This window comes from Mycobacterium sp. NGS50, from assembly GCF_059812545.1.
In genome coordinates, this window is the sequence record NZ_JCALCW010000029.1 from 46596 (window position 1) to 70595 (window position 24000).

General features: G+C 68.1%; 29 protein-coding genes, 1 tRNA gene and 1 pseudogene. 16 read left to right on the forward strand and 15 right to left on the reverse strand.

The window, feature by feature from the left end:
* Positions 1–94 precede the first annotated feature (94 nt).
* The 4 genes from AC5Y36_RS19105 (at position 95) to AC5Y36_RS19120 (ending at position 3984) form a co-directional block, all read left to right on the forward strand.
* Positions 95–1132 (forward strand): enoyl-CoA hydratase/isomerase family protein, encoded by a 1038-nt coding sequence (locus tag AC5Y36_RS19105; protein ID WP_500042516.1) that lies wholly within the window; start codon positions 95–97, stop codon positions 1130–1132.
* A gap of 8 nt (positions 1133–1140) precedes the next feature.
* Entirely contained in the window at positions 1141–1914 is a 774-nt protein-coding gene (locus AC5Y36_RS19110) for an enoyl-CoA hydratase (protein WP_500042517.1), read from the forward strand.
* Positions 1915–1923: 9 nt separating this feature from the next.
* A complete protein-coding gene (locus AC5Y36_RS19115; protein ID WP_500042518.1) occupies positions 1924–3600 on the forward strand; it encodes an alpha/beta hydrolase in 1677 nt (558 codons plus the stop codon).
* A 123-nt stretch (positions 3601–3723) separates the two neighbouring features.
* Entirely contained in the window at positions 3724–3984 is a 261-nt protein-coding gene (locus tag AC5Y36_RS19120; protein WP_500042519.1) for a hypothetical protein, read from the forward strand.
* Here AC5Y36_RS19120 and AC5Y36_RS19125 read toward each other — a convergent pair.
* Together AC5Y36_RS19125 and AC5Y36_RS19130 are read right to left on the reverse strand one after the other, a co-directional pair.
* Positions 3981–4358 carry a rhodanese-like domain-containing protein gene (locus AC5Y36_RS19125; RefSeq protein WP_500042520.1) on the reverse strand — a complete coding sequence of 126 codons (378 nt, stop codon included), beginning with the start codon at positions 4356–4358 and terminating at the stop codon, positions 3981–3983. The two genes, AC5Y36_RS19120 and AC5Y36_RS19125, sit on opposite strands and share 4 nt — an antisense overlap.
* A gap of 2 nt (positions 4359–4360) precedes the next feature.
* On the reverse strand, positions 4361–4930 hold the full coding sequence (locus AC5Y36_RS19130) for a cysteine dioxygenase (protein ID WP_500042521.1): 570 nt from the start codon (positions 4928–4930) through the stop codon (positions 4361–4363).
* 287 nt (positions 4931–5217) lie between these two features.
* Here AC5Y36_RS19130 and AC5Y36_RS19135 point away from each other — a divergent pair, with 287 nt between their 5' ends.
* Positions 5218–6183 carry a patatin-like phospholipase family protein gene (locus tag AC5Y36_RS19135; protein ID WP_500042522.1) on the forward strand — a complete coding sequence of 322 codons (966 nt, stop codon included), beginning with the start codon at positions 5218–5220 and terminating at the stop codon, positions 6181–6183.
* Position 6184: 1 nt separating this feature from the next.
* On the opposite strand, the gene AC5Y36_RS19140 is transcribed toward AC5Y36_RS19135, so the two are convergent.
* The 13 genes from AC5Y36_RS19140 to AC5Y36_RS19200 all read right to left on the reverse strand — a co-directional run bounded on the left by AC5Y36_RS19140 (position 6185) and on the right by AC5Y36_RS19200 (position 17362).
* Complete coding sequence (locus AC5Y36_RS19140; RefSeq protein WP_500042523.1) at positions 6185–7042, reverse strand: patatin-like phospholipase family protein; 858 nt, start codon at positions 7040–7042, stop codon at positions 6185–6187.
* Between the two features lie 27 nt (positions 7043–7069).
* Entirely contained in the window at positions 7070–7936 is an 867-nt protein-coding gene (locus tag AC5Y36_RS19145; protein WP_500042524.1) for a class II glutamine amidotransferase, read from the reverse strand.
* Positions 7937–7941: 5 nt separating this feature from the next.
* On the reverse strand, positions 7942–8409 hold the full coding sequence (locus AC5Y36_RS19150; RefSeq protein ID WP_500042526.1) for an SRPBCC family protein: 468 nt from the start codon (positions 8407–8409) through the stop codon (positions 7942–7944).
* Positions 8410–8425: 16 nt separating this feature from the next.
* A complete protein-coding gene (locus AC5Y36_RS19155; protein ID WP_500042528.1) occupies positions 8426–9490 on the reverse strand; it encodes an NAD(P)H-dependent amine dehydrogenase family protein in 1065 nt (354 codons plus the stop codon).
* 92 nt (positions 9491–9582) lie between these two features.
* Positions 9583–11214, reverse strand: a complete 1632-nt coding sequence (locus AC5Y36_RS19160) for a long-chain fatty acid--CoA ligase (protein ID WP_500042529.1) — start codon at positions 11212–11214, stop codon at positions 9583–9585.
* A 73-nt stretch (positions 11215–11287) separates the two neighbouring features.
* Positions 11288–12469, reverse strand: a complete 1182-nt coding sequence (locus tag AC5Y36_RS19165) for a YncE family protein (protein ID WP_500042530.1) — start codon at positions 12467–12469, stop codon at positions 11288–11290.
* A 360-nt stretch (positions 12470–12829) separates the two neighbouring features.
* Positions 12830–13477 (reverse strand): sensor domain-containing protein, encoded by a 648-nt coding sequence (locus tag AC5Y36_RS19170; protein ID WP_500042531.1) that lies wholly within the window; start codon positions 13475–13477, stop codon positions 12830–12832.
* A 205-nt stretch (positions 13478–13682) separates the two neighbouring features.
* A complete protein-coding gene (locus AC5Y36_RS19175) occupies positions 13683–14321 on the reverse strand; it encodes a TetR/AcrR family transcriptional regulator (protein ID WP_500042532.1) in 639 nt (212 codons plus the stop codon).
* Positions 14314–15567 carry a cytochrome P450 gene (locus tag AC5Y36_RS19180; RefSeq protein ID WP_500042533.1) on the reverse strand — a complete coding sequence of 418 codons (1254 nt, stop codon included), beginning with the start codon at positions 15565–15567 and terminating at the stop codon, positions 14314–14316. Before AC5Y36_RS19180 ends, AC5Y36_RS19175 begins: the two co-directional genes overlap by 8 nt.
* A gap of 379 nt (positions 15568–15946) precedes the next feature.
* On the reverse strand, positions 15947–16342 hold the full coding sequence (locus AC5Y36_RS19185; RefSeq protein WP_500042534.1) for a nitroreductase family deazaflavin-dependent oxidoreductase: 396 nt from the start codon (positions 16340–16342) through the stop codon (positions 15947–15949).
* Between the two features lie 102 nt (positions 16343–16444).
* Positions 16445–16521, reverse strand: a tRNA-Leu gene (locus tag AC5Y36_RS19190).
* A gap of 103 nt (positions 16522–16624) precedes the next feature.
* A complete protein-coding gene (locus AC5Y36_RS19195) occupies positions 16625–16933 on the reverse strand; it encodes a DUF732 domain-containing protein (protein WP_500042535.1) in 309 nt (102 codons plus the stop codon).
* A 123-nt stretch (positions 16934–17056) separates the two neighbouring features.
* Entirely contained in the window at positions 17057–17362 is a 306-nt protein-coding gene (locus AC5Y36_RS19200; protein WP_500042536.1) for a DUF732 domain-containing protein, read from the reverse strand.
* Positions 17363–17730: 368 nt separating this feature from the next.
* Here AC5Y36_RS19200 and AC5Y36_RS19205 point away from each other — a divergent pair.
* The 11 genes and pseudogenes from AC5Y36_RS19205 to AC5Y36_RS19255 all read left to right on the forward strand — a co-directional run.
* Positions 17731–18024, forward strand: a pseudogene (locus tag AC5Y36_RS19205) (PE family protein); the annotation flags it as partial.
* 309 nt (positions 18025–18333) lie between these two features.
* A complete protein-coding gene (locus AC5Y36_RS19210; protein WP_500042545.1) occupies positions 18334–18579 on the forward strand; it encodes a PE/PPE C-terminal domain-containing protein in 246 nt (81 codons plus the stop codon).
* A gap of 20 nt (positions 18580–18599) precedes the next feature.
* On the forward strand, positions 18600–19850 hold the full coding sequence (locus AC5Y36_RS19215) for a PPE family protein (RefSeq protein WP_500042537.1): 1251 nt from the start codon (positions 18600–18602) through the stop codon (positions 19848–19850).
* A gap of 40 nt (positions 19851–19890) precedes the next feature.
* On the forward strand, positions 19891–20187 hold the full coding sequence (locus AC5Y36_RS19220) for a WXG100 family type VII secretion target (RefSeq protein WP_500042538.1): 297 nt from the start codon (positions 19891–19893) through the stop codon (positions 20185–20187).
* Positions 20188–20198: 11 nt separating this feature from the next.
* The gene (locus AC5Y36_RS19225) at positions 20199–20483 is read left to right on the forward strand and encodes a WXG100 family type VII secretion target (protein ID WP_500041002.1); all 285 of its coding nucleotides are present in this window, start codon (positions 20199–20201) and stop codon (positions 20481–20483) included.
* A 166-nt stretch (positions 20484–20649) separates the two neighbouring features.
* A complete protein-coding gene (locus tag AC5Y36_RS19230) occupies positions 20650–20949 on the forward strand; it encodes a PE family protein (RefSeq protein WP_500042539.1) in 300 nt (99 codons plus the stop codon).
* Between the two features lie 34 nt (positions 20950–20983).
* Complete coding sequence (locus AC5Y36_RS19235) at positions 20984–21280, forward strand: WXG100 family type VII secretion target (protein WP_500041003.1); 297 nt, start codon at positions 20984–20986, stop codon at positions 21278–21280.
* Between the two features lie 11 nt (positions 21281–21291).
* Complete coding sequence (locus AC5Y36_RS19240; RefSeq protein ID WP_500041002.1) at positions 21292–21576, forward strand: WXG100 family type VII secretion target; 285 nt, start codon at positions 21292–21294, stop codon at positions 21574–21576.
* A 211-nt stretch (positions 21577–21787) separates the two neighbouring features.
* On the forward strand, positions 21788–22573 hold the full coding sequence (locus AC5Y36_RS19245; RefSeq protein ID WP_500042540.1) for a PPE family protein, SVP subgroup: 786 nt from the start codon (positions 21788–21790) through the stop codon (positions 22571–22573).
* Positions 22574–22597: 24 nt separating this feature from the next.
* On the forward strand, positions 22598–23734 hold the full coding sequence (locus AC5Y36_RS19250; RefSeq protein ID WP_500042541.1) for a PPE family protein: 1137 nt from the start codon (positions 22598–22600) through the stop codon (positions 23732–23734).
* 107 nt (positions 23735–23841) lie between these two features.
* A partial coding sequence (locus AC5Y36_RS19255; RefSeq protein WP_500042546.1) for a WXG100 family type VII secretion target occupies positions 23842–24000 on the forward strand: 159 nt, incomplete at its 3' end.

The window sequence follows — 24000 nt, forward strand, 5'->3', positions numbered from 1 at the left end:
AACGCTCACGGATCGGGGCAAGTTCCCCGGTCGTTCACTGATAGACCTTACCCGCGGGCGGGCAGACGCGGGTAGCGATCTAGATTGCGAAGCTGTGGCTGACGAATCCGATGAAGTCCTCACCCGCATCGACAACGGTGTCGGGTTTGTGACCCTGAACCGTCCGAAGGCGATCAACTCGCTGACCCAGACGATGGTCGACGCGATGCGGGTGGTGCTCGCGGACTGGGAAGGCGACGACGCGGTGCGCGCGGTGGTGCTCGACGGCGCCGGCGAACGCGGCCTGTGCGCCGGCGGCGACGTGGTGGCGATCTACCACAGCGCCAAAGCGGACGGCGCCGACGCGCGGCGGTTCTGGTTCGAGGAGTATCTGCTCAACGCGCACATCGGACGGTTCTCCAAGCCGTATGTCGCGTTGATGGACGGCATCGTGATGGGCGGCGGCGTCGGTGTGGCCGCCCACGCCAATACCCGGATCGTCACCGACACTTCGAAGGTGGCGATGCCCGAAGTCGGTATCGGCTTCATCCCCGACGTCGGCGGCACCTATCTGCTGTCGCGCGCTCCCGGATCGCTGGGTCTGCACGCGGCGCTGACCGGCGCACCCTTCGACGGCGCCGACGCCCTAGCCCTCGGGTTCGCCGACCACTACGTACCGCACGCCGCGTTGGGCGAGTTCACCGCGGCGATCGTCGCCGACGGCGTGCCTGCCGCGCTGGCCGCTCATGCCACCCAGCCTCCGTCGAGCCGTCTTGCCGCACAACGGGATTGGATCGACGAATGCTACGCACACGACACCGTCGCCGAGATCGTGGCCGCGCTGGAAGACCATGCCGACGCGGACGCGAACGAGGCCGCCAAGCTGATCGCCACCCGTTCGCCCATCGCCTGCTCGGTCACGCTCGAATCGGTGCGCCGGGCGGCGAAACTCAACACCCTGGAAGACGTTCTGGTCCAGGAGTATCGGGTGTCGTGCGCGTCGCTGCGTTCGCACGACCTGGTCGAGGGCATCCGAGCCCAGCTGGTCGACAAGGACCGTAATCCGCAATGGTCGCCGGCGTCACTGGCCGACGTGACCGCCGCCGACGTCGACCTGTACTTCGTACCGGCACAACCCGATCTGACGTTTTAAGGAGAGACATGACTTACGAAACGATCCTCGTCGACCGCGACGGTCGCGTCGGCACCATCACCTTGAACCGGCCGCAGGCGCTCAACGCCCTCAACAGCCAGGTGATGGACGAGCTGACCAGCGCCGCAGCAGAGTTCGACAATGACCCCGGCATCGGCGCGATCATCATCACCGGTTCGGCGAAAGCGTTCGCCGCCGGCGCCGACATCAAGGAGATGTCGGAGCTGTCCTTCGCCGATGTGTACCGCGCCGACTTCTTCGCGGCGTGGGGCAAGCTCGCGGCGGTGCGCACCCCGACCATCGCCGCGGTCGCCGGGCATGCGCTCGGCGGCGGCTGCGAACTGGCGATGATGTGCGATCTGCTGATCGCCGCGGACACCGCGAAATTCGGCCAGCCGGAGATCAAGCTGGGCGTGTTGCCGGGCATGGGCGGTTCGCAACGGCTGACCCGGGCGATCGGCAAGGCCAAGGCGATGGACCTCATCCTGACCGGCCGCACCATCGACGCCGCCGAGGCCGAACGGTCCGGGCTGACGTCGCGGGTGGTGCCCGCCGATGACCTGCTGACCGAAGCCAAGAAGGTTGCCGCGACCATCGCGGGCATGTCGCTGTCGGCGGCCCGCATGGCCAAGGAGGCCGTCAACCGGGCCTTCGAATCCACGCTGGCCGAAGGCCTGCTCTATGAGCGCCGGCTGTTCCACTCGGCGTTCGCCACCGACGACCAGACCGAGGGCATGGCGGCGTTCGTCGAGAAGCGACCGCCGAACTTCACCCACCGCTAGGGGTTCGGCGTGAGCGCAACCGCCGCGGCCGAATCCGAGGGCGCCAAGACCCGCCGGCCGTGGTGGGTTCGGCGCTACACATTCACCGGCAGCGCGGTCGGCATGGTGTTCATCTGGTTGTCGACGACGCCGTCGCTGCTGCCCCGCGGACCGTTGTTCCAGGGCCTGGTCAGCGGCGTGTCCGGCGCCGTCGGCTACGGCCTCGGCGTGTTCGCCGTGTGGCTGGTCCGCTACCTGCGCTCCCAGGACACCAGCCCGCCCGCGCCGCGCCGCGCGTGGGCGATCCTGCTGCCCGTCAGCCTGATCGGCCTGGTCGGGATGGACGCCTGGTTCCACATCTGGCAGGACCGGGTGCGCGATCTGATGGGCGTGCCCCGCCTGGCCTGGTACGCATACCCGCTGGCCGGGCTGCTGTCGGTGGTGGTGCTGTTCACGCTGGTCGAGATCGGCCAGCTGACCCGACGGCTGCTCGGCGCGTTGATCAGACAACTCAACCGGGTGGCGCCGCCGCGGGTGTCGTTCGTGGTCGCGGTGTCGCTACTGGTGGCGCTGACGATCGCATTGCTCAACGGCGTCGTGGTCAAGGTCGCCATGCACACCATGAACTCCACCTTCGCCAGGGTGAACAACGAGATGGACCCCGACCATTCGGCCCCCACCTCGCCGCTGCGTTCCGGCGGGCCCGGATCGCTGGCGTCCTGGGAGTCGCTGGGCCATCAGGGCCGGGTGTTCATCGAGGGCGGACCCGACGTCAGCCGGCTCGCCGCCTTCAACGGTGCGGCGGCCGTCGAGCCGATCCGGGCCTACGCCGGACTGAACTCCGCGCACGGCATCAAGGAAACCGCGCGGTTGGCGGCGCAGGAACTGCAGCGCACCGGCGGATTGAATCGCGCCGTCGTCGCGGTGGCCACCACGACCGGCACCGGCTGGATCAACGAGGCCGAAGCCTCGGCGCTGGAGTACATGTACAACGGCAACACCGCCATCGTGAGCATGCAGTACTCGTTTCTGCCCAGTTGGCTGTCCTTTCTGGTGGACAAGGAAAACGCCCGCCAGGCGGGCCAGGCACTGTTCGAAGCGGTCGACGCGCTGGTGCGCGCGATGCCCGAGTCCCGGCGCCCCAAGCTGGTGGTGTTCGGCGAGAGCCTGGGCTCCTTCGGCGGCGAGTCGCCGTTCATGAGCCTGAACAACGTGCTGGCGCGCACCGACGGGGCGCTGTTCTCCGGTCCGACGTTCAACAACACCATCTGGGCCGACCTGACCATCAACCGTGACCCCGGCTCGCCGCAGTGGCTGCCGGTCTACGACGACGGGAACAATGTCCGATTCGTTGCCCGCCCCGACGACCTGCACCGCCCGCACCCCGCCTGGAACTCGCCGAAGGTGGTCTACCTGCAGCACGCGTCCGACCCGATCGCCTGGTGGAACCCGGATTTGCTGTTCCACAAACCCGATTGGCTGGGCGAGCCCAGGGGCTACGACGTGCTGCCCGAGGTCGGCTGGATCCCGGTGGTGACGTTCCTGCAGGTCTCCGCCGACATGGCGGTCGCTGTCGACGTGCCCGACGGGCACGGCCACCACTACACCCAGGATGTCGCCGATGCCTGGGCGGAGATCCTGCAGCCGCCGGGCTGGACACCTGAGAAGACCAGGAAACTGCACCCGTTGCTACACAGCCCCGGCTGACCCGTACAGGCAGTTCACAGGGACCAAAACTTGCAACACGCCGTGCCGTCGCTTACATTCGGTGAATCCAAGATGTACAACAGGTGAACGAGACCTGCACGGGAGGTGTTAGCGATGGGCCGGATGACGATAACAGGGATCGCCAAGGCTGCGGTGGCCGGTGCGTTCATCGCGTTCCCCGCGCTCGCCCTCCCCGCCATCGCGCACGCCGCACCGACTGAGATCACCTGCGTGGCCCGGACCGCGACCACCTGCTACTACCTCATCCCGGCCTCCGCCCAGGGCAGCAACGATGTTCCCACCGTCCCCAGCTCCAACCCGTGGGACGACGAGGGATCCGGCGACACCGGCGGTGGCGGCGGCGCTGCCGGTGGCGGCGGCTAAACCGCGCTCAGCACCCCGGCAGCCACCAAGGCGTGATATCCGCCGATGACATCGGTGGCGCGGTGCAACCCGAGATCGACCAGGGAGGCCGCGGCCAGGCTGGAGGTATAGCCCTCCGAACACAGGATCACCCACTCGACGTCGTCGCTGACCGCCTGCGGCAGCCGGGCATCGCTGGTGGGGTCGCAGCGCCATTCGAGGACGTTGCGCTCAATCACCAGTGCCCCCGCAACCTCGCCTTCGGCCGCTCGTTGTGCCTGCGGACGGATGTCGACCAGCAGCGCGCCGCGCCGCAGTGCGGCGGGCACCTCCTCCGCGGAAAGGCGCCGCAACCGGGCCCGCGCCGCGTCCAGCACCTGATCAATGCGGCTCATGGCTAGGACTCCGGCTCGTCGGTCAGCACTGTGCGCTGCCGGCGCAGGGTGTCGCGATCGGTGACCTCGTAGTACGACATCACCGTCAGCGGCGGCGAGTAGGCGTGCACGCTCAGCGTGGGTCCCACGGTCGGGGCCGGTCCGGAGGTGATTTCCGCGGGCGATGTCGGTGCCCAGACGACGTCGTGCACCCATCCCAGCGGGAACGCGGCCTGATCGCCGGCGTCGAGCCGGTGCCGGCGCAGCTCGTGACCTTCCCAACGGAATTCGTGCAGCGAGCCGGACAACACCGTCAACGCCCCGAGGGACCCGCCGTGGTCGTGCAGTTCGGTGGCGTGTCCGGGCGCCCAACTGATCAACCAGATATCGAGGTCTTCGTCGCCGTGCAGGCGGGTGAACCAGCGAGCGTCGGTGGGCACGCCGCCGGCCGGCAGCAGCGCGTCATAGCGTCCGCTGAGCACCTCGTCGGCGGCTCGGTCGGTGGCGTGCAGCAGGTCGGGCAGTCGCAACCGGGTGGGGCTGGGCGACGGCGTCGGGATCGGTCGCAACGCGACAGGATTTGCAGTGAGCATTTCGGGAACTCCAAATGGGATGGCTGGGGATAGCGGCGGCAGCGGTCAGCTACAGCGACAACATCCACAGAATCCGGATCCGAGTCCGGCGAGTTCCATCACGGCGTCAATGCTATAGCCCGCCTAAACGCCGGTGTCCCTCGCCGACGGGCCAGGTGCACCTGGTGGCCGCGCGCATACCGGCGATCAGCGGCGCCACGTGCAGGAATGTCGGATACCCGGTGAACGGGGACAATTCCGATCACGCCGAACAAATCCCGGCTGTCACCGCAGGCACAATGGACGCCATGAATCCACGGGTGGCCCTGGTTCTGGGCAGCGGTGGCGCCCGGGGCTACGCCCATATCGGCGTGATCGACGAGCTGCGCGACCGCGGCTACGACATCGTGGGGATCTCCGGTTCGTCGATGGGTGCCCTGGTCGGCGGGCTGCAGGCGGCCGGGCGGATCGATGACTTCACCGACTGGGCCAAGTCGCTGACCCAACGCGCGGTGCTGCGGCTGCTGGACCCGTCGCTCACCGCGTCCGGGGTGTTGCGGGCGGAGAAGATTCTGGACGCCGTCCGAGAGATCCTGGGCGACGTCCTCATCGAACAGCTGCCCATCCCCTACACGGCGGTCGCGACGGACCTGATCGCCGGGAAATCGGTGTGGCTGCAACGTGGCCGGCTCGACGAGGCGATCCGGGCCTCGATCGCCATTCCCGGGGTGATCGCGCCGCACGTCGTCGATGGCCGGCTGCTGGCGGACGGCGGCATCCTCGACCCGCTGCCGATGGCGCCGATGGCCGCGGTGAACGCCGATCTGACGGTCGCGGTGAACCTCAGCGGCCGGGCCGACGATCCGGTCACCTGCGAGGAGCCCGAGGATGACCCCGAGCCGGGTCCGACCGCGGAATTGCTGAACCGGGTGCTGCGCAGCACGTCGGCGCTGCTGGACACCAGCGCTGCCCGGTCGCTGCTGGACCGGCCGACCGCCCGGGCGGTGCTCAGCCGGTTCGGCGGCTCCGACTCCGAGCTGGAACCCGAGCCTGACGAACTGCCCGCGGTACCCAAGCTGGGCAGCTTTGAGGTGATGAACCGGACCATCGAGATCGCTCAGGCGGCGCTGACCCGACACCACCTGGCCAGCCATCCACCCGATCTGCTCATCGAGGTGCCCCGCACCGCGTGTCGCAGCCTGGAGTTTCACCGCGCCGCGGAGTTGGTCGACGTCGGCCGCGAGCTGACCGGCCAGGCGCTCGACGCACGCTGACTCAGCCGTCGAGGAACTCCGCGACCGTCGCAGCCACCCGCCGGCCCTGCTCGCGACCGGCCCGCGCCGACGCGGTCCGGCAGCGGGGGTCCAACGCGTTGCCGCCGAACGCGGCCACCGATGCGTCGTCGGCGAAGACGCCGAACGCGCGCCCGGCGAACTCCGCGATCTCCACGGCGGGGCCGCGGCCGAACAGCGACGGCGCGTCCTCGGCCGCGGGCACCAGCACGACCGCCACCGCGCAGTCCTCGGCGAATGCCAGGTTGACGGTGCTGCCGATCCCGCCGTCCATGTAGCGGCGCCCGCCGATCGTCACCATCGGCCAGGCACCGGGGACCGCGCAGCTGGCCGCCACGGCGTCGACCAGCTGCACGCCCGAATCCCGATCGAACACCAAAAGCTTCCCGGTGGCGACGTCGATCGCGGTCAGCCGCAGCTCCCGCTCCGGCCAGTCGGGTGATGGCAGGCGCTGCGCGATCACGTTGCGGCGCACCGGCTCAGAGACGGTCTGTGCGCTCAGGGCAACGGATCCGATGCGCTGCAGCTGCTGGGTCCTCGACGTGTTGGGCTCGCTGATCGCGGCCAGGATCAGCTCACCGATCGCTTCGGTGCCCACACCCGGGTCGATCTCGGCGGACGGCCCGTCGACCTGGCGGGTGAACAGCTCCTGCAGCGACGCCGGGCTGCTGATCTGGGCGGCCACCGCCGCCCCCGCGGACGTCCCGACCAGCACCTCGGAATCCAGCAGCCGCTGCGCCGTCGCGGGATCCTCGTCGGCGATCCCGCGCAGAATCCCTGTCTCCCAGGCGATTCCCGCCACTCCCCCGCCTGCCAGCACGAGCGCACGTTTTGCCGTCACGATCTCGAGTCTGCCAGGCGCCGACGATCACCCGAACGGGTGTTGCGCCGCGGCCGCCACCGAACTCAAATCCTTGCGGTGCAGCTGGTGGGTGGGCGGGTTCGGCAGCACCAGCTCGCGGGTGATCCGCAGGCCGGCGTCGACGTGCACCAACTCACCGGGGGCCAGCGCTTGCCAGCGCGGGTCGTCATCCATCGGTTCGCTGGCGATCACCACCGCCGGCCGGTCGCGCAACTGTTCGGCGTGGGCGTGAATTCGCTTGCTGCGCAGCTCGAAGCCGACAGGCGCGCCGCCGTCGCGACGATCCAGGAGGTGCAACTCGTTGGGCTCGGGGTAGCGCAGCGCCCACACGTCGGTGCCCGTGCTCAACAGCAGGTTGACGGCGTACACCGGCACGTTGGCGGCCAGCCAGCCCACCGCGTCGACCAGACCGCCGGCCACGTCGCCGCCCCGGGCCCGGATCGCGGCTGTGATCAGGGCGAATACCCGCTCGGAGTCGGTCTGGCCGGCCACCAGGTCGGCGGTGCCCACCTCGCGGAGGCGTTCGTCGAGCAGGTCCAGGCCCTCCACGACGCCGTTGTGCGCGCCGATCCGGCCGTCCTGCAGGAACGGGTGGGTGTTGACGACGTCGTGGGCGCCGGTCGTCGCGTAGCGAACGTGGCCGGTGAACGTGGTGCCGGTCATGTGGTGCGCCTCCACCGCGAAGTCGCGGTCCTGCCACGCCGCGATCGGCTGCTTGCGCACCTCCGGGTTTCCGTGCGCGTCAAAGACGCCCAGCCCGGTACCGTCCGGGTTGCGCCGGCTCTGCTGGGCCAGGCTGTCCGGGGCGTCGAGCAGCCAGAAGGTGGCGGTGACCACGTTGGTCCCGGCGTGCAGCCCGAACAGTCGGCACACCGTGGTCAGCCGGTCAGCAGCGTCGAGAGTTGTTCCAGGGAGCGGCGTGCGTAGCCGCGCCACAGCGCGGCCAGCACCGGCAGCGCCGGGGCGGCCAGCGCGGATCGGGGATGCAGTGTCCAGCGCCAGGTGACCTCGGTTCCGGTACCGGCCGGGTTGAAAAGCCACTGCCCCTCCACCAGGCGCACCAGCGGCGCCATCGGGCCGGTTATCCCGGTCAGTGTGTAGTCGAAGCTGTGCGGCGGGTCCACCCCGGTCAGTTGTTCACGCATGCTGCCGCCGCCCTTGAGCAGCACGGTGCGGGTCTGCCCGGCGGCCGCCCAGTCCCCGGTCTGGTCGCGCACCTGCTTGATCGGCGGGATGGGTCCGTACCGGCGCCGGAACAGGGTCGGCAGCGGTATCGGCAGCGTGCCGGCGAACGCCTCCTCGACCGGGACCGGGATCGCCAGGGATTGCTCGACGACGAGAGCCATCAGCCGAGATTAGCGGCTATCGCCTCAGTTCGGGCGCGGCCCTGCCGGTGACCAGCGGCAGATCGAAGAAGCTCTGAATGCCGGCCGGTGCGGCGCAGACCGCCGGGATCTTGTTCACACAGTGCGCGGCGGTCGCGACGATGCCGGGGTTGCTCTTCAGGCCTTCCTCGACGCTTTCCGGCTGCCAGCCTTTGACGGTGACGAAGGTGTTCGGATTGCCCAGCACCTCCATTTCGTAGCGCTCCCCCGCCGGCCCGAAAGACCATGGCGGATCCAGGTTTTCCTCACCCATCAACCAGTTGACCGTGATCCGCACGACCACGGTGTCGTCTGCCATCGCCTCCCAGTGGAAGCGGCGCCCGGCGACCTGCCCCGCCTCGATCACCCCGATCGGCGAGTCGATCGGGGCGGTCGCCACCGCCACCTCCTGGGAGGAGCGGACCTGCGGGTCGGCGGCGAAGCCCAGCCGATCCACACACAACCGCACCGACTGCACGAACCCGCCGTCGAGCAGCTTCTGCATCGGTCCGGTCAACGCCTCGTCCGGTGTGCCGCCGAAGCCCATCACGTAGCGCAGCACGTCGGGGGCCCCGTAGGTCCGCAGGTCGGAATACTCCTCGGAGCGCACGAAGGTCACGCCGGTGGACATCACCGACAGCAGCAGCGGAAACAGTTCGGTGGCCGCGCCGGGCCCGATGCCCGCGCCGTGCAGCGTGGCGTTGCCGGCCTGCGCGGCGATCTCCAACGGCGCGGCCTCACGCTCACCCGGATAGAACCACCCGAGCGGGCTGACCACGTTCTTGCCCGAGCGCAGCAGCGCGGCCACCTCGTCGACGCTGGGCAGCAGCGGGGCGTAGATCACCGCGTCGGCGTCCATGGCCAGCACGTCGTCGATGTTGTTGGTGGCAATCACCCCGATCGGCGGCGTCCCGATGATGTCGCCGACATCCTTGCCGCTCTTGGCTTCCGAATGCACCCAGCAGCCGACCAGCTCGAGTTCGGGATGTTCGAGCACTCCCTTGATCGCGGCCACCCCAACCGATCCGGTTGCCCACTGCACGACCCGCAGACTCATGCTCACTTTCTACCGCGAGCAGACACAAACTCGCACGTTCACGGCCGAAATCGTGCGATTTAGTGTCTGCTCGAAGTGGGCCCAACACCCGGCGGCGGTCAGTCTCGCACCTCGGTGACCGGGTACGCGTCCTCGGCGTAGCGGGCCCGGATGGTCTTCTTGTCGTACTTGCCGACGCTGGTCCGCGGTATCTCGTCGACGAACGTCCAGCGCTCCGGCAGCCACCAGCGAACGACCTTGTCGGCCAAGAACGCCCGCAGCTCGCCCGCATCGACGTGCGCACCCTCGCGCGCCACGATCACCGCCAGCGGCCGCTCCTCCCAGCGCTCGTCGGGGACCCCGACCACGGCCGCCTCCACCACGTCGGGGTGCCCGATCAGTTCGTTCTCCAGCTCGACGGAGGAGATCCATTCACCGCCGGACTTGATCACGTCCTTGGCCCGATCGGTCAGCGTGACGAAACCCCGCCCGTCGATGCGGCCGACGTCGCCGGTGCGCAGCCAGCCGGATTCGAACTTCGCCGCGTCCTGGCCCTGGTAGTAGGAGCTGGTGATCCAGGGGCCGCGCACCTCCAGCTCACCGACGGCCTCGCCGTCGTTGGGCAGCACCTTGCCCTCGTCGTCGACGATCCGGGCTTCCACCCCGCAGACCGGCTGGCCCTGCGTTCCGCGGAGCTGCCAGTGCTCGTCCTCGCTGGTACCCGGCGGCGGCCACGCCACGGTCGCCATCGGCGACGTTTCGGTCATCCCCCACAGCTGCTTGATCTGGACACCGAACTTGTCCTGGAAGGAACGCATCAGCGACACCGGCACCGCCGAGCCGCCGCAGGCCACCAGCCGCAGCGACGACATGTCGTGCCCCGGCTCGGCGTCCAGGAAGTGCATGACGTCGTTCCAGATGGTCGGGACCGCACCGGCCAGGGTGGGCCGTTGGGTCTCGACCGCGTCGACCAGGGAACGGGCGTCCAGGAACCGGTCCGGCAGCACCAGATCCGCACCGGCCATCAGTGCCGCGTACGGCAGCCCCCAGGCGTTGGCGTGGAACATCGGCACGACCGGCAGCACCGAGTCCGTCGAACCCACCCCGATCCCGTTGGTGGTGCAGGTCGCCATCGAATGCAGGTAGCTCGACCGATGGCTGTAGACAACGCCTTTCGGGTTGCCGGTGGTTCCGCTGGTGTAGCACATCGCGGCCGCCGAGTTCTCGTCGATCTCCGGCCAGTCGAAGGTCGTGGGCTGCCCGGCGAGCACATCGGCGTAGCGCAGCACCGTCTTGCCGGATGCTTCCAGCGCCGCGGTGTCGCCGTCGCCCACCGCGATGACCGTGTGCACGGTGTCGAGTTTGTCGAGCACCGGGGCCAGCAGCTTCGCCAGCGACATGTCGACCAGCACGACCTGGTCTTCGGCCTGGTTGGCGACATAGACGATCTGCTCGGCGAACAGCCGGATGTTCAGCGTGTGCAGCACCGCGCCCATGGCGGGGATCGCCAGGTAGGCAGCCAGGTGTTCGGCGTTGTTCCACATGAACGTCGCGACCCGCTGGTCTCCGGTGATCCCCAGACCGCGCAGGGCGTGCGCCAGCTGTGCGGCCTGCTCGCCGAGTTCGGCGTAGGTGCATCGGCGGTAGTCCCCACCGGTGGCCGTGATCACGGTGCGGTCGCCGTGGACTTGGGTAGCGTGCTTGAGCAGGGCGGTGATGGTCAGCGGGAAGCTCTGCATGGTGCTGTCCATGACGTACCACCTTTACGCGGGTGCCGGTGAAAAACCGGGACCCACGCTACCGGTATCGGCGATGCGGCCGACGTCAGACCAGCGCGGGTTCCAGTTCCAACAGCCCGGCGTGCGCCATGACGTCGCCGACCTCGCCGACCAGCGGTGCGGCGGTCCAGGCGACCGACACCACGGTCAAGCCGCCGGCGTAGTCGGCGATGTAGAGCCGGCCACCGTCAGCGCTCTCGATCAGGCACGACGGCTCTGCGTTCAGTGCCAGCACACCGACCACGTCGTGGGTCAGCGTCGAGAACACGGTGACACCGTTGTCGGCGACCAGGTACACCAGCTCGCCGTCGGCGCTGAGGCGCAGTTGAGCAACAGCTGTCGATCCGAGTTCGATGACGCCGGTGAAGGCCTCGGCGCGGGTGTCGATGATGTCGATCGCCGCGGTGTCGGGACCGCAGCCGGCGACGTAGGCGATGCCGCCGTCGAGGCTCAGCGCGATGTCGCGGATCGACGACCCGACCGGGATGGAGCTCACGACCCGGCGCGCGGCGGTGTCGATCACCGCCAGTTCGCTGCCGGCGCTGTGCTCGACGGCCACGTAGAGCCGGCGCCCGTCCGGGCTGATCGCCAGGCGGTCCGCCGACGCGTCCGGCGTCGCGGCCACCGTGATCACCTCGACCTCACTGGTCGCCGGATCCAGCACCGCAACCTCGGCACCGTCGGCTCCGGTACAGCTGGCGTAGACGTGCTTGCCGTCGGCGCTGACCACCACGTCGCGCACGGCGCCGGCCTGCGGGTACGCGGCGACGAGGTGCTCGGCGTCGACATCGAGCAGCGCGATGGCGTCATAGGCGGGCGACACCGCGCTCAGATACACCCGGCCGTGGCCGGCTGCCGCGATGGCGTAGGGCTCGTAGACACCGGTCAAGGTCTTGGCGACCGCGCCGCTGGCCGTGTCGACAACCGAGACGCTGTCATCGCCGTAGTTGGTGACCACCAGCCGACGGCCATCGCGGCCGGCCACCATGCCGGTGACGGGGCCGTTCGACACCGGGATCCGGCCGACGACGTCGAGTCGCACCGCGGTGCCGAACTCCAGCAGCGGCTGCGCGTCGGCGATGACCTCGGGCAGGTGCGGGTGCGAGTCCGGCTCGCTGCTGAACACATCGCGCCAGGTGGGCATCCGCAGCGTGGGCGCCGACGACGGCGGCTCAGCCAGGGCGACACCGCTCGTCACGTGGTTCGTCGCGCGCACAGGCTTGTCCATCGTGTCGCCACCTCCCGCGGGCGGCGGCTCTTCGCGGCCCTCGATTGATCGGATTGAAATACCCCGACGGGGCACATTGGGATTGATTTTACCGGTGAAATTCACGTAAACGGGAGCGTATTTCTGGGGTGTGACTCATGTCGCAAGCAACCACGGATGTGACCTTAGGGGAAGCCACCGACATGCCCGTGTCCCCGCCCGTCAGCAACCCGATCGGATGCTATCTACCGGCGCCTCTGGGTGCTTGGGCGAACGTTCGGCGGGCATCCTGTGACGCATGTGCAATTAGAATTCTCTTATTGTTGGGCCACAAAGAGTTTCACATCACATTTGGTTGCAACATTTCCAGGAGTGTGATCGCTACTTCATCGGCACCTTGGCGGCGATCTGGCCGGCCAGTGTTACCGCGGTGTCGGCGGGGTCCGCGCTGCACGTGTTGACGTCGACGATCACGTTGTTCTTGGCGGTCAGTGCCCGCCCGCAGGCCCAGCCCGGGTCGCCGTGATCGAGTTGCGTGGCCACGACGCTGAGCATGCCGTTGGCGGTGGAGACCTTTCCGGCGTCCCATTCCGATCCGGTCTGGGTGTGGGTGTAGTGGTGGCAGTTCTGCCATTGTTTCGCCGCCGCCTCGAAGAAGGCAGCGGCTTGCCTGGCCGAGGGGAACAGGACGACGGCCTGTTCGGCGAAGTGCGCGAAGTTGTCGCCCTCCTGAAGGGTCTGATCGCGCACGGCGGTGAACCCGCTGTCGGCGTAGGTGACGGTTTGAGCCGCGCCGTCGACGGCCAGGCACTCCGGCGGCTGCATGGTGGCGCTGTCGTCGGTCATCTCGGTGCGTGATTGCGTGACGGCCATCTCGGTCGCCCCCATGACGGCGTTCACCTGTTCGGGGGTCAGCAGCAGCCCTTTGAGTGCACCGTCGGCCACCGGGGTCACCGGCTTGGTGGTGGTGGTCGTGGTGGTGGGGGTGGATTTGGCATCGTGGCCGCCGCCGTGGCAACCGGTGGCCACCAACCCGATAGCAATAACTGCGAATCCTGCCGTCACTCGGCGCATACGTTCATTCCCGATCGCCCTCACCTCTGCGGTGTTGTCGCCCAAGACTTGCGTCTCATCCAGCCTAGGCGAAGACGACGAGGTTCGCGGGATGCCAACAAGGCTCATTTCCGCAACGGACCGATGACAGTGCGACGCCGTTCGCTGAACACCGACGCGGCTACGTGGATAGCCACGGAGCGGTGCTAACCAGCGACGTTATCCGCGGATACAGGATCGCTGGACCGAGCCATCGCCCAACAAAGCGGCGTAGCGCGATGTTGTCACGCTGCCGCTGCCCGGGGTCGGTGAGCAGAGATTGCACAGTGCGCAGGGTCATTTCGGCGAGTTCCTGGAGCGCGGCGGCGTCGAAGCCGTGCAGCTTCCAATCGACGTCGAGGCGGTGGAAGACCGACAAGCAGAATGCGATCGCGGTGTCGGAGGTCAGCGAGGCGACAACTTCGCCCTCATGTCGCCGGGTCAGCAGGTTCTCCAGCTGCGGATCACCGGAGAGGTTCTCGACTCCGAACGAAACGCATTCGACCACTGCAGTGACCGGGTCGTTGAGCCCGCTGACGCGTTCTACAGCCTGGTCGATGAACCCGTTGACCGCGCGCATTGAGCTGGCGATGAGCAGCGCGTCAGCATTGGGAAAGTAGCGGTACACCGTCTGGCGCGTGACACCGAGCCTGCGGGCGACGTCGGCAAGTCGTATCGCCGATCCGTGTTCGGCGACCTCTTCGTCTACCGCAGTCAGAATTCGCGCAATCGCCTCTTCGTCCGACGAGGGTGTCAAGCCCGCCCAGCCACGACTACGCACCCGCCGTCACAAGCCTTTCACTGGTGAATTCGATCGGAAGAGTTGTCGGGCCGGTCATTCCCAGCACGGATTTCCACGGTGCCGGACCGACGCGATTGGTGGCGGGCAGGCGGCGGGTGAGGACGGTGAGTGCTTCCGCCAGTTCCCGGCGTGCGAGGTTCGCCCCCAGGCAGTAGTGCGCGCCGCCACCGAAGGTCAGAATTGCGGGTACGTCCTTGCGCGTGATGTCGAATCGGTCAGCATCGCTGTAGATCGCTGGATCTCGGTTTGCTGCAAAGGTGTTCGCGAGTACGAACGTCCCTGCCGGGAACATGTAGCCACCGAACTCGACATCCTCAACGGCGGCTCGCGGCACGATGCAGGCCGCCGGTGAGTGGCGCATGCTTTCCTCGACCGCCTGCATGGCAAGTTCTGGATGGTCTCGCAGCTTGGCCCATTGATCCGGATGCTCGCAGAGGACTTGCACCGATGCGGCTAGTTGGTTTCGCGTGGTATCGGTTCCCGCCATCAAAAAGCCGGCCACCAGCATGCGGAGTTCGTCGAGATTGAGCCGGTCGCCGTCGCTTTCGGCGCGGATGAGTTCGGAGAGCAGGTCATCGGTCAGACTGTTGCGGCGGGCGGCGACCATGTCGTCGACGTAGGCGTCGAGTTCACCCCATGCGCGCATGATCGCGGACTCATCGAAGGTGGCATCGGGCTGAAAGTTGAGGGCTTTGAAGACTTCCTCGGTCCAGTCCGCGAACAGCTGCCAATCCTGGCGCGGCGCGCCCAGCAGTGCGCACATGATCGGGGTGGGGTAAGGACGCGCGATGTCGGTCACGACGTCGCAGCGTCCGGCGTCAACCACCCGATCGATCAGCCCGTTCATCACCTCATGGATCGTTTCTTGAAGACGTGATGTCGCGCGGGGAGTGAACGCCTTGGAAACCAGCTTGCGCAACCGGGTGTGTGGCGCGCCCTCCAGGCCCAGCAGGCTGCTCGCCATCTTGTCGTACAACGGACCTGACGTTATGCCCTGCGCCGCCAACGTGATACCAGGAGGCATGCGGAATCTGTTGTCACGCAATATGTCCCGAGCCAAATCGTAGGACAGGATTTCCGGACCGAGGGGCCCGATGGCAATGGGCGCGCACGATTGCGCCTTTCGGACGTCCTCGAGGATGTCGTGCGGGGTGGCGTTGAGACTGTAATCGAACGTGGGCAGACCAGCTTCGAAGACGCTGGGGGCGGTGCTCTGCGCGTTCATCGGTGTCTCAACTTCCGTCGGAGCCTGGGCAGGCGTTGAATACGGACATTTACTTCATAAGTGTATGACCACTATCGGCACCAGTCAATGCCGCGTTGCATATCTCCTGTTCAGGAGATACCGCTTTTCAAGTGGTCATACGTTCCATGCCATGGCGTCTGGTGCTGCGGAGGTCCCACTCCATGTGCCGGCCCGGAGGCAGCCCGGCATCGGGGTCGGCTGTGGACTCGCCCATAACCCGCTTGTGGCCGCCCAGCGAGGGGCCGGCCACTCAGGACGGGCGTCACCTGCAGGTTTACCCGGTGCCGCCGTCGGCCTCGAACCGACACCGGGCGGATTCACGTCGCTTCCTCGGCGCGAAGTCCGGCCGGTACAGAGGTCAGTCCGCCGAGCCCGCATTCGTCAGCAGCACGGCTGCCTCGTTGTAGGGAAACGCTCGGTAGAACAGCCGGGAACGCGGTACGACGAGGGCCGCGGCCTCGGACTTGCTCACCACCCGTGGGTTGACGAGCGCGACGGACCGTCCGCGCTTGTGCAACACCGTCGGTCCGCCGGCAAGCACGTTCTTCAACCAGTCCGTCTGCAGGCCGTAGCCGATGAGGATGGCGTAGCCATCATGGGTCTTGAATACCAAAAGGGGCGTTCGATATCGCCTACCCGACGTCCGCCCGACGTGCTCGAGCGTCCCAAGGCTCGGAAGCCACGGCGTGATCGTGCGAGCCGCCGGATTGGTGACTCGCTTGTTGAACTCGGCGATTCGCCGAGGCACCCGCATTCTCGGAGTCTAGCTATCGGTCGAAACGAGTGACTGCAGAGCTGGTCGGCTCCCCGGCCTGCCGTTTCGGCAACGGAGTTCGTGTCTTACCTGCGAGAACGCTGGTGCCCCCAGTCGGACTCGAACCGACACTGGGCGGATTTTAAGTCCGCTGCCTCTGCCAATTGGGCTATGGGGGCCCGCGGCGAATCTAGCGCGGCAACGACGAAACGGACTCACCGGCACGGCCGGCGAGGAATCAATCCACGAAAGTGGGGCTGCTGAGGTTGATGCCGGCCCGAGCTACATGCGCTCGGGGCAGTAGGCGCTGGCCGAGATCGCGGTGAACTTCGCGGCGTGAGCCAGGGTGAAGCCCGGGTTGGTGGCCTGCACCGCGGCGACGGTGTCCATCGCGCTGAGGCCGCCGTGCATCAGGTCGCACACGGCGCGACCTGCGGCGACGGCCTGGCCGGCACCGCTGTGGTTGAGTCCGGCTTGGCTCAGAGCGGCAAGGAATGCGGCGTCATCCCCGTCGGCGTGCGCGGGCGCGGCCAAGCCAACGGTGGCCGCTGCGACGGCCGCGCCTACGAGAACGAGGATGCTCTGCTTCATGAGCACCATCGTGTCCGCAGCCCGTTACGGCTGTGTTACCTGACTTTTACCGCGTCGAACCGACGCGTTAAATCCGCGTTACGCGCTCCTCACCGATTCTCGGAAGTTCCCCTTGTGCTGGGGTTATACGTGCTCGGGGCAGTAGGCGTTCGCCGAGATCACCGCGAACCGTGCGGCGTGCTCCAGCGTGAAACCCGGGTTGGTGCTCTGCACCGCGACCACCGTGTCCACCGGGGTCAGCCCGGCGTCCATCAACTGGCACACGGCCCGACCGGCCGCCACCGTCTGACTGGTGCCGCCGCGATGGCCCAGACCGGCGCCATCCACAGCAGCAAGGAACGCGGCGTCGTCGGCAGGTTCGGCGTTGGCCGGCACCGCGAGGCCGATGAGGGCGGCGGTAACACTTGCAACCAGAGCGATACGTTTCATGACTCGAACTATGCGCAGCGCCTGTTAAGCCGGTGTTACCAAGCGTTTTCGGTGTCGGATCGGCGTGTTAAATCACTGTTGCCGACTCCTCATATCGGTCCAAACCGGCAGGTGAAGAGCACTCCGGGCGACGCCTCCGGCAGCCGCATCAACCCTGGCGCGACCCGCCATCAGTGACCTGTGCCACACCGATGACGGCCGAAATGCACTGGTGTGTAAAAAGTTCAGGCACAGCGGTTAAAAAGCGGTTAACCAGCTTTTATTCAGCCGGTTGTCTAAGGAACTGTGGTGCATGGAATCGGTTGTCCGACACCACAACAGTGGGTGCCCCTCCGGCGGGCCGGCCCACACCCGATCGAGGAGGGGCGATGTCTTTCGTAACCACACAGCCTGAGGCGCTGACGGCTGCCGCCGGCGACCTGCAGGGCATCGGCTCGGTGTTGACCGCCCAGAACGCCGCCGCCGCCGCCCCGACCACCGGCCTGGCGCCGGCAGGCGCCGACGAGGTTTCGGCGCTGCTGGCGGCGCAGTTCTCCGCGCACGGCAGCATGTACCAGGACGTGAGCGCGCAAGCCGCAGCCATTCACGAAATGCTCGTGCAGACCCTGGGCACCAGCGCGCAGTCCTATGCGACCACGGAGGCGGCCAACGGGGCCCTGGCCAGCGTGCCCTCGGCGGCGGGAGGATCCTTCATCGGCGACCTGCTGACCGCACTGGGATCGAACTCGATGGTTACCAACCTCGGCGGCGGCGCAGCGACCTCGCTGATGTATATCCCGTCGAGCCTGCTTCCCTCGATGATCGGTTTCATGGCCGAGGGCGGCGAAACCGCTGGTGCCGCCGGAACCGGCCTGGGCGCGCTGCTGGCCCCCGGTGGTCCGCTCGGCGCCCTGGGCGGACTGGGCGGCAGCGTCGGCGCGGCGAGCGGTGCGGCGGCGGCCAGCAGTCTCGCCGCGCCGGTAACCGGGGTGATGGGTCAGGCGTCGCTGGTGAACAGCTTGTCGGTGCCGGCGAGCTGGGGGGCAGCGACCCCAGCCGGCGCCGCGACCGCCGCCCTCCACAACCCCAGCTGGGCCGTCGCGCCCGCGAGCAACTCGGTCGCCGCGATGCCCGGCGGGATGCCGGTCGGCGGCTCCGGTCGCGGCGGCCTCGGCTTCGGCGCGCCCCGCTACGGCGTCAAACCCACCGTCATGCCGCGCCCGGTCGTGGTCGGCTAGCAGGTCAAGGAGCAACCACGATGGACTACGGAGCTTTGCCCCCAGAGATCAATTCCGGTCGCATCTATGCCGGCGCAGGTTCGGCGCCGATGATGGCGGCCGCATCGGCCTGGCGCGCGTTGGCCGCCGAGCTCACCTCGGCGGCCAACGCCTCCGAGACGGTGGTCTCCCGGCTCACCGGCGAGGAATGGCGGGGTCCGGCCTCGGCAGCGATGGCCGCCGCGGTCGCGCCGTACCTGGCGTGGATGACCACCACCGCCGGTCAAGCCGAGCAGGCCGCCACGCAGGCGACCGTTGGGGCTGCGGCCTTCGAGGCGGCACGCGCGGCGAGTGTGCCCCCGCCGGTGATCGCCGCCAACCGGGCACAGCTGGCGGCGCTGGTCGCGACCAACATCATCGGCCAGAACACTCCGGCGATCGCGGCCAACGAAGCCCACTACGCCGCGATGTGGGCGCAGGACGCCGCCGCGATGTACGGCTACGCGGCCACCGCGACGACCGCCTCCAAGCTGACGCTGTTCAACTCGCCGACGCAGACGACCAATCCGGCGGGGGCGGCCGGGCAGGCGGCCGCGGTCAGCGCCGGCACCGCCGCCGCGGGCAGCGACCAGGCGGCACAACTGATTTCCTCGATGCCCAGCGCACTGCAGGGACTCACCTCGCCCCTGGCGGCCGCGCCCACGGCGGCGTCGTCGCTACCGCCCTGGCTCAGCTCGTTCCTCGACGCCGCGAACGCATTCGGCAGCAACTCGTTTGTCGCTGCCGCCTCCCAGGGCCTGGCGACCGCGGCCGTCTACATCCCGCCGACCTTGATTCCGACCATGATCGGTTACCTCACCGGTGCCGGCTTCAACGCCGTCGGCGGTGGTTCGGCGGGTGCCGGCTTGGGGGCGCTGCTGGCTCCCGAAGGGGCGTTGGGCAGCCTGGGTGCGCTCGGCGGTGCCGGCGTGGGTGCCGGCGCCGGCGCCGCGAGCGGCATGTCGGCGCTGGGCGGTCTGGGCGGCGGTGCGTCGGCGGTGGCTGCCAGCGTCGGCCACGCCTCCACGGTCGGTGCATTGTCCGCGCCGGCGACGTGGGCCGCGGCCACCCCCGCCACCGCTGCACCGACCGTGGAGGGAACAGGTTGGGCGGTTGCCCCGGAACACAATTCGATGGCGGCCATGCCCGCCGGGATGCCCGGCGCGGGCGGCGGTCGCGGCGGCTACGGCTTCGGCGGGCCGCGCTACGGCGTCAAACCCACTGTCATGCAACGCCCCATCGTTGTCGGCTGAGCTATATCGGTTGTGACACAACTAGTTAAGGAGCAGGATCATGGCGACGCGTTTTATGACCGATCCGCATGCGATGCGGGCGATGGCGGGGCGTTTCGACACCCACGCGCAGACGGTGGAGGATGAGGCTCGGCGGATGTGGGCGTCCTCGACCAATATTTCCGGTGCCGGCTGGGGAGGGCTCGCCGAGCGGACCTCCTACGACACCATGGGTCAGATGCAGACCGCGTTTCGCAACATCGTGACGATGCTGCACGGGGTGCGCGATGGCCTGGTGCGTGACGCCAACAACTACGAGCAGCAAGAAGCTGCCTCACAAACCATCCTGAGCAGCTAAGGAGCCACGCCATGTCGATTAACTACCAGTTCGGTGACGTGGATGCCCACGGTGCGCTGATCAAGGCCCAGGCCGCCTCCCTGGAGGCCGAGCATCAGGCCATCGTCTCTGATGTGTTGGCCGCCGGGGACTTCTGGGGTGGCGCCGGCTCGGTGGCCTGCCAGGAGTTCATCACCCAGCTGGGCCGCAACTTCCAGGTCATCTACGAACAAGCCGCCAGCCACGGCACCAAGGTGCAATCCGCCGGCAACAACATGGCCAACACCGACTCCGCCGTCAGCTCCAGCTGGGCCTGACGCGGACACGGTGTAAACGCGGCGTCAAGGTTCAGCGGCGGGCCGTTAAGACGCCGTAATGGACCTTCGCCCACCGGTCTCCGTTGGGCACAGTGGATTCCATGGAACCGGTAATCGGCTACCACGGTGCCGGCCCGAGGCCGGCCAGTTCGACGAGGAGATGCCCATGTCGTTCGTGACAACCCAACCCGCGGAACTGACGGCTGCGGCCGACAGCCTGGCCGGTATCGGCTCGACGATGGCAGCCCAGAATGCTGCCTCCGCCGCCCCGACCACCGGGGTGATCCCGGCGGCCGCCGACCCGGTCTCGGCGCTGACCGCCACGCAGTTCGCGGCGCACGCGCAGATGTACCAAGCGGTCAGCGCCCAGGCGGCGGCGATCCACGAGATGTTCGTCAACACGCTGGGCGTCAGCGCCCAGTCCTACGCAGCGACCGAGGCCGCCAACGCGGTTGCGGCCGGCTAGCCGACAACCGATTTCACCCAACCAAGGAGACATGATGACAGCGCGTTTTATGACCGATCCGCATGCGATGCGGGCGATGGCGGGGCGTTTCGACACCCACGCGCAGACGGTGGAGGATGAGGCCCGCCGGATGTGGGCGTCCTCGACCAACATTTCCGGTGCCGGCTGGGGAGGGCTGGCCGAGCGGACCTCCTACGACACCATGGGTCAGATGCAGACCGCGTTTCGCAACATCGTGACGATGCTGCACGGGGTGCGCGATGGCCTGGTGCGTGACGCCAACAACTACGAGCAGCAAGAAGCTGCCTCACAAACCATCCTGTCCAGCTAAGGGGTTCTCTGATGTCGATCAATTACCAGTTCGGTGACGTGGACGCCCACGGTGCGCTGATCAAGGCCCAGGCCGCCTCCCTGGAGGCCGAGCATCAGGCCATCGTCTCTGATGTGTTGGCCGCCGGGGACTTCTGGGGTGGCGCCGGCTCGGTGGCCTGCCAGGAGTTCATCACCCAGCTGGGCCGCAACTTCCAGGTCATCTACGAACAAGCCGCCAGCCACGGCACCAAGGTGCAATCCGCCGGCAACAACATGGCCAACACCGACTCCGCCGTCAGCTCCAGCTGGGCCTGACCTTCAGCAAGCAGACGTAACGGGGCGGCACGCCCACCGGGTGTGCCGCCCCGTCAACACGCCGTAAAGGTTCGCCTTCGGCGTGTTAAGAACGCGTAAACGGACCTTTCCCCGACGCTATGTACGCAGGGACTGTTGGGCCAAGTAGCGATAGCCCTAATATCCCGCAATGGCCGATTCCAGGTCGGCCCGCGTCTGCAAGGAGAGGTCCATGTCTTTCGTCATCGCAAATCCTGAGGCGCTGGCGGCCGCGGCCACCAAGCTCGAAGGAATCGGGACGGCTCTGGCCGCCCAAAACGCAGCGGCAGCAACACCGACCACCGGTGTAGTTCCCGCTGCCGCCGACGAGGTGTCGGCACTGCAAGCCACCCAATTCTCTGCCTACGGCACCCTGTACCAGCAGCTCAGCAGCCAGGCCAGCGCGATCCACGAGATGTTCGTCAAGACCCTGAGCGGCAGCGCCGACACCTACGGCGACACCGAAGCCGCCAACGCGGCAGCCAGCGCCCCGACAGATCCCGGGCTCGGCAGCGCTTTGGGTACGACCGGCGCCAATCAGATCAGCAACTTCGGCTCCGCCGCCTCGGACCTGCTGCAGCTGGGCAGCTCGGGCTTCCTGGCTCCCGGCGCACTTACCCCCAATGCCGGCGCGGCGGCCGAGGGGCTGGGTGCCGCGGCGGCCCCGGTGACAGTGAACATCACCGGGGCCGCCGGTTCTCTCGGCGCCGCCCCGGTCCTGGCCGGGGTAGGCCAGTCCTCCTCCATCGGGGCGCTGTCGGTACCCACCAGCTGGGCCGGCGCCACCGCGGTGTCTGGCACCACCCCAGCAACCTTGACCGGTGCCGGCTGGGCTGCCGCTGCGCCACACAATGCGCCGGTGACCGCCCTACCGACCGGGGTGCCAGGCGCCGCATCGGCGGGGCGCGGCGGCCTCGGATTCGGAACGCCACGGTATGGCGTCAAACCCGTCGTGGCGCCCCGCCCGGCGGTGGTTTAGGCACGGGCACGAGGAGGGGAAATCATGGACTTTGCAGCACTGCCCCCGGAAATCAACTCCGCGCGCATGTACGCCGGCCCTGGGGCCGCACCGATGATGGCCGCCGCGTCGGCATGGAGCGCATTGGGGGCCGAGTTGAACACTGCGGCGTCATCCTACGAGTCGGTGATCTCGATGCTGACCGGCGAGGAATGGCTGGGGCCGGCGTCGACGGCGATGGCCGCCGCGGTTGCGCCCTACGTCACGTGGATGACCACCACCGCTGCGGCCGCCGAGCGTGCCGCCAGCCAGGCCATCGCCTCCGCCGCCGCGTTCGAGTCGGCGTTCGCGATGACGGTGCCGCCGCCGGTGATCGCGGCCAACCGGGCACAACTGGCCGCGCTGGTCGCCACCAACATCATCGGGCAGAACACCCCGGCGATCGCGGCCAACGAAGCCCTCTACGGCGAAATGTGGGCCCAAGACGCCGCCGCCATGTACGGCTATGCGGGTTCCTCGGCCACCGCCGGCGTGCTGACCCCGTTGGCCGAGCCGGCGGCGACCACCAACCCAGCCGGGCTGGCCGGGCAAGCGGCCGCAGTGACCCACGCTTCAACCACAGCTACTCAGAGCGCACTGACCCAACTGGTCTCCGGACTACCCGGTGCGGTGCAAGGCCTGGCTTCCCCACTGGCGGCCGCGGATGCATCCGGCGTCATCAACTCACTTCAGGTGTATGGCACCGCAGTCGGAAACATCGGCGCGTGGAACATGTTTGCCGGCATCTCGGCAGCGGCAGGTCTTGCCCAAGCGCACGGCGCGAACCTCGTCGACGGTGTCGCGGCCCTGGGTGCCGCGGGTTCGGGCGCAGCCATGGTGAACGTGACCATGCCGGCCGGCTCTGCCCTGGGTGCCGCGCCGGTGCTGGCGTTGGTGGGCCAGGCAGCCCCGGTGGGCGGGTTGTCGGTGCCGGGCACGTGGTCGGCCGCCACCCCGGCGAGCTCGACGGCTGCGGCGACCCTCACCGGCAGCGGGTGGACCGCCGCCGCCGAAGAGGGTGGATCGGTATTACCGGCCGGCATGCCGACGGCGGGGATGACGGGCCGCGGCGGCCTCGGTTTCGGCGCTCCGCGGTACGGCGTCAAGCCCATCGTGATGCAACGCCCGACTGTCGTCGGCTGACCAAACACCACAGGGATTCGTAACGTGTTTGAAGCCGTCCGTTCAACCAGACCCCGTAGCCTGCCCTAAAGGGCTAGGGATCCGAACACGTCCACTAAGGAGACATGATGACAGCGCGTTTTATGACCGATCCGCATGCGATGCGGGCGATGGCGGGGCGTTTCGACACCCACGCGCAGACGGTGGAGGATGAGGCTCGGCGGATGTGGGCGTCCTCGACCAATATTTCCGGTGCCGGCTGGGGAGGGCTGGCCGAGCGGACCTCT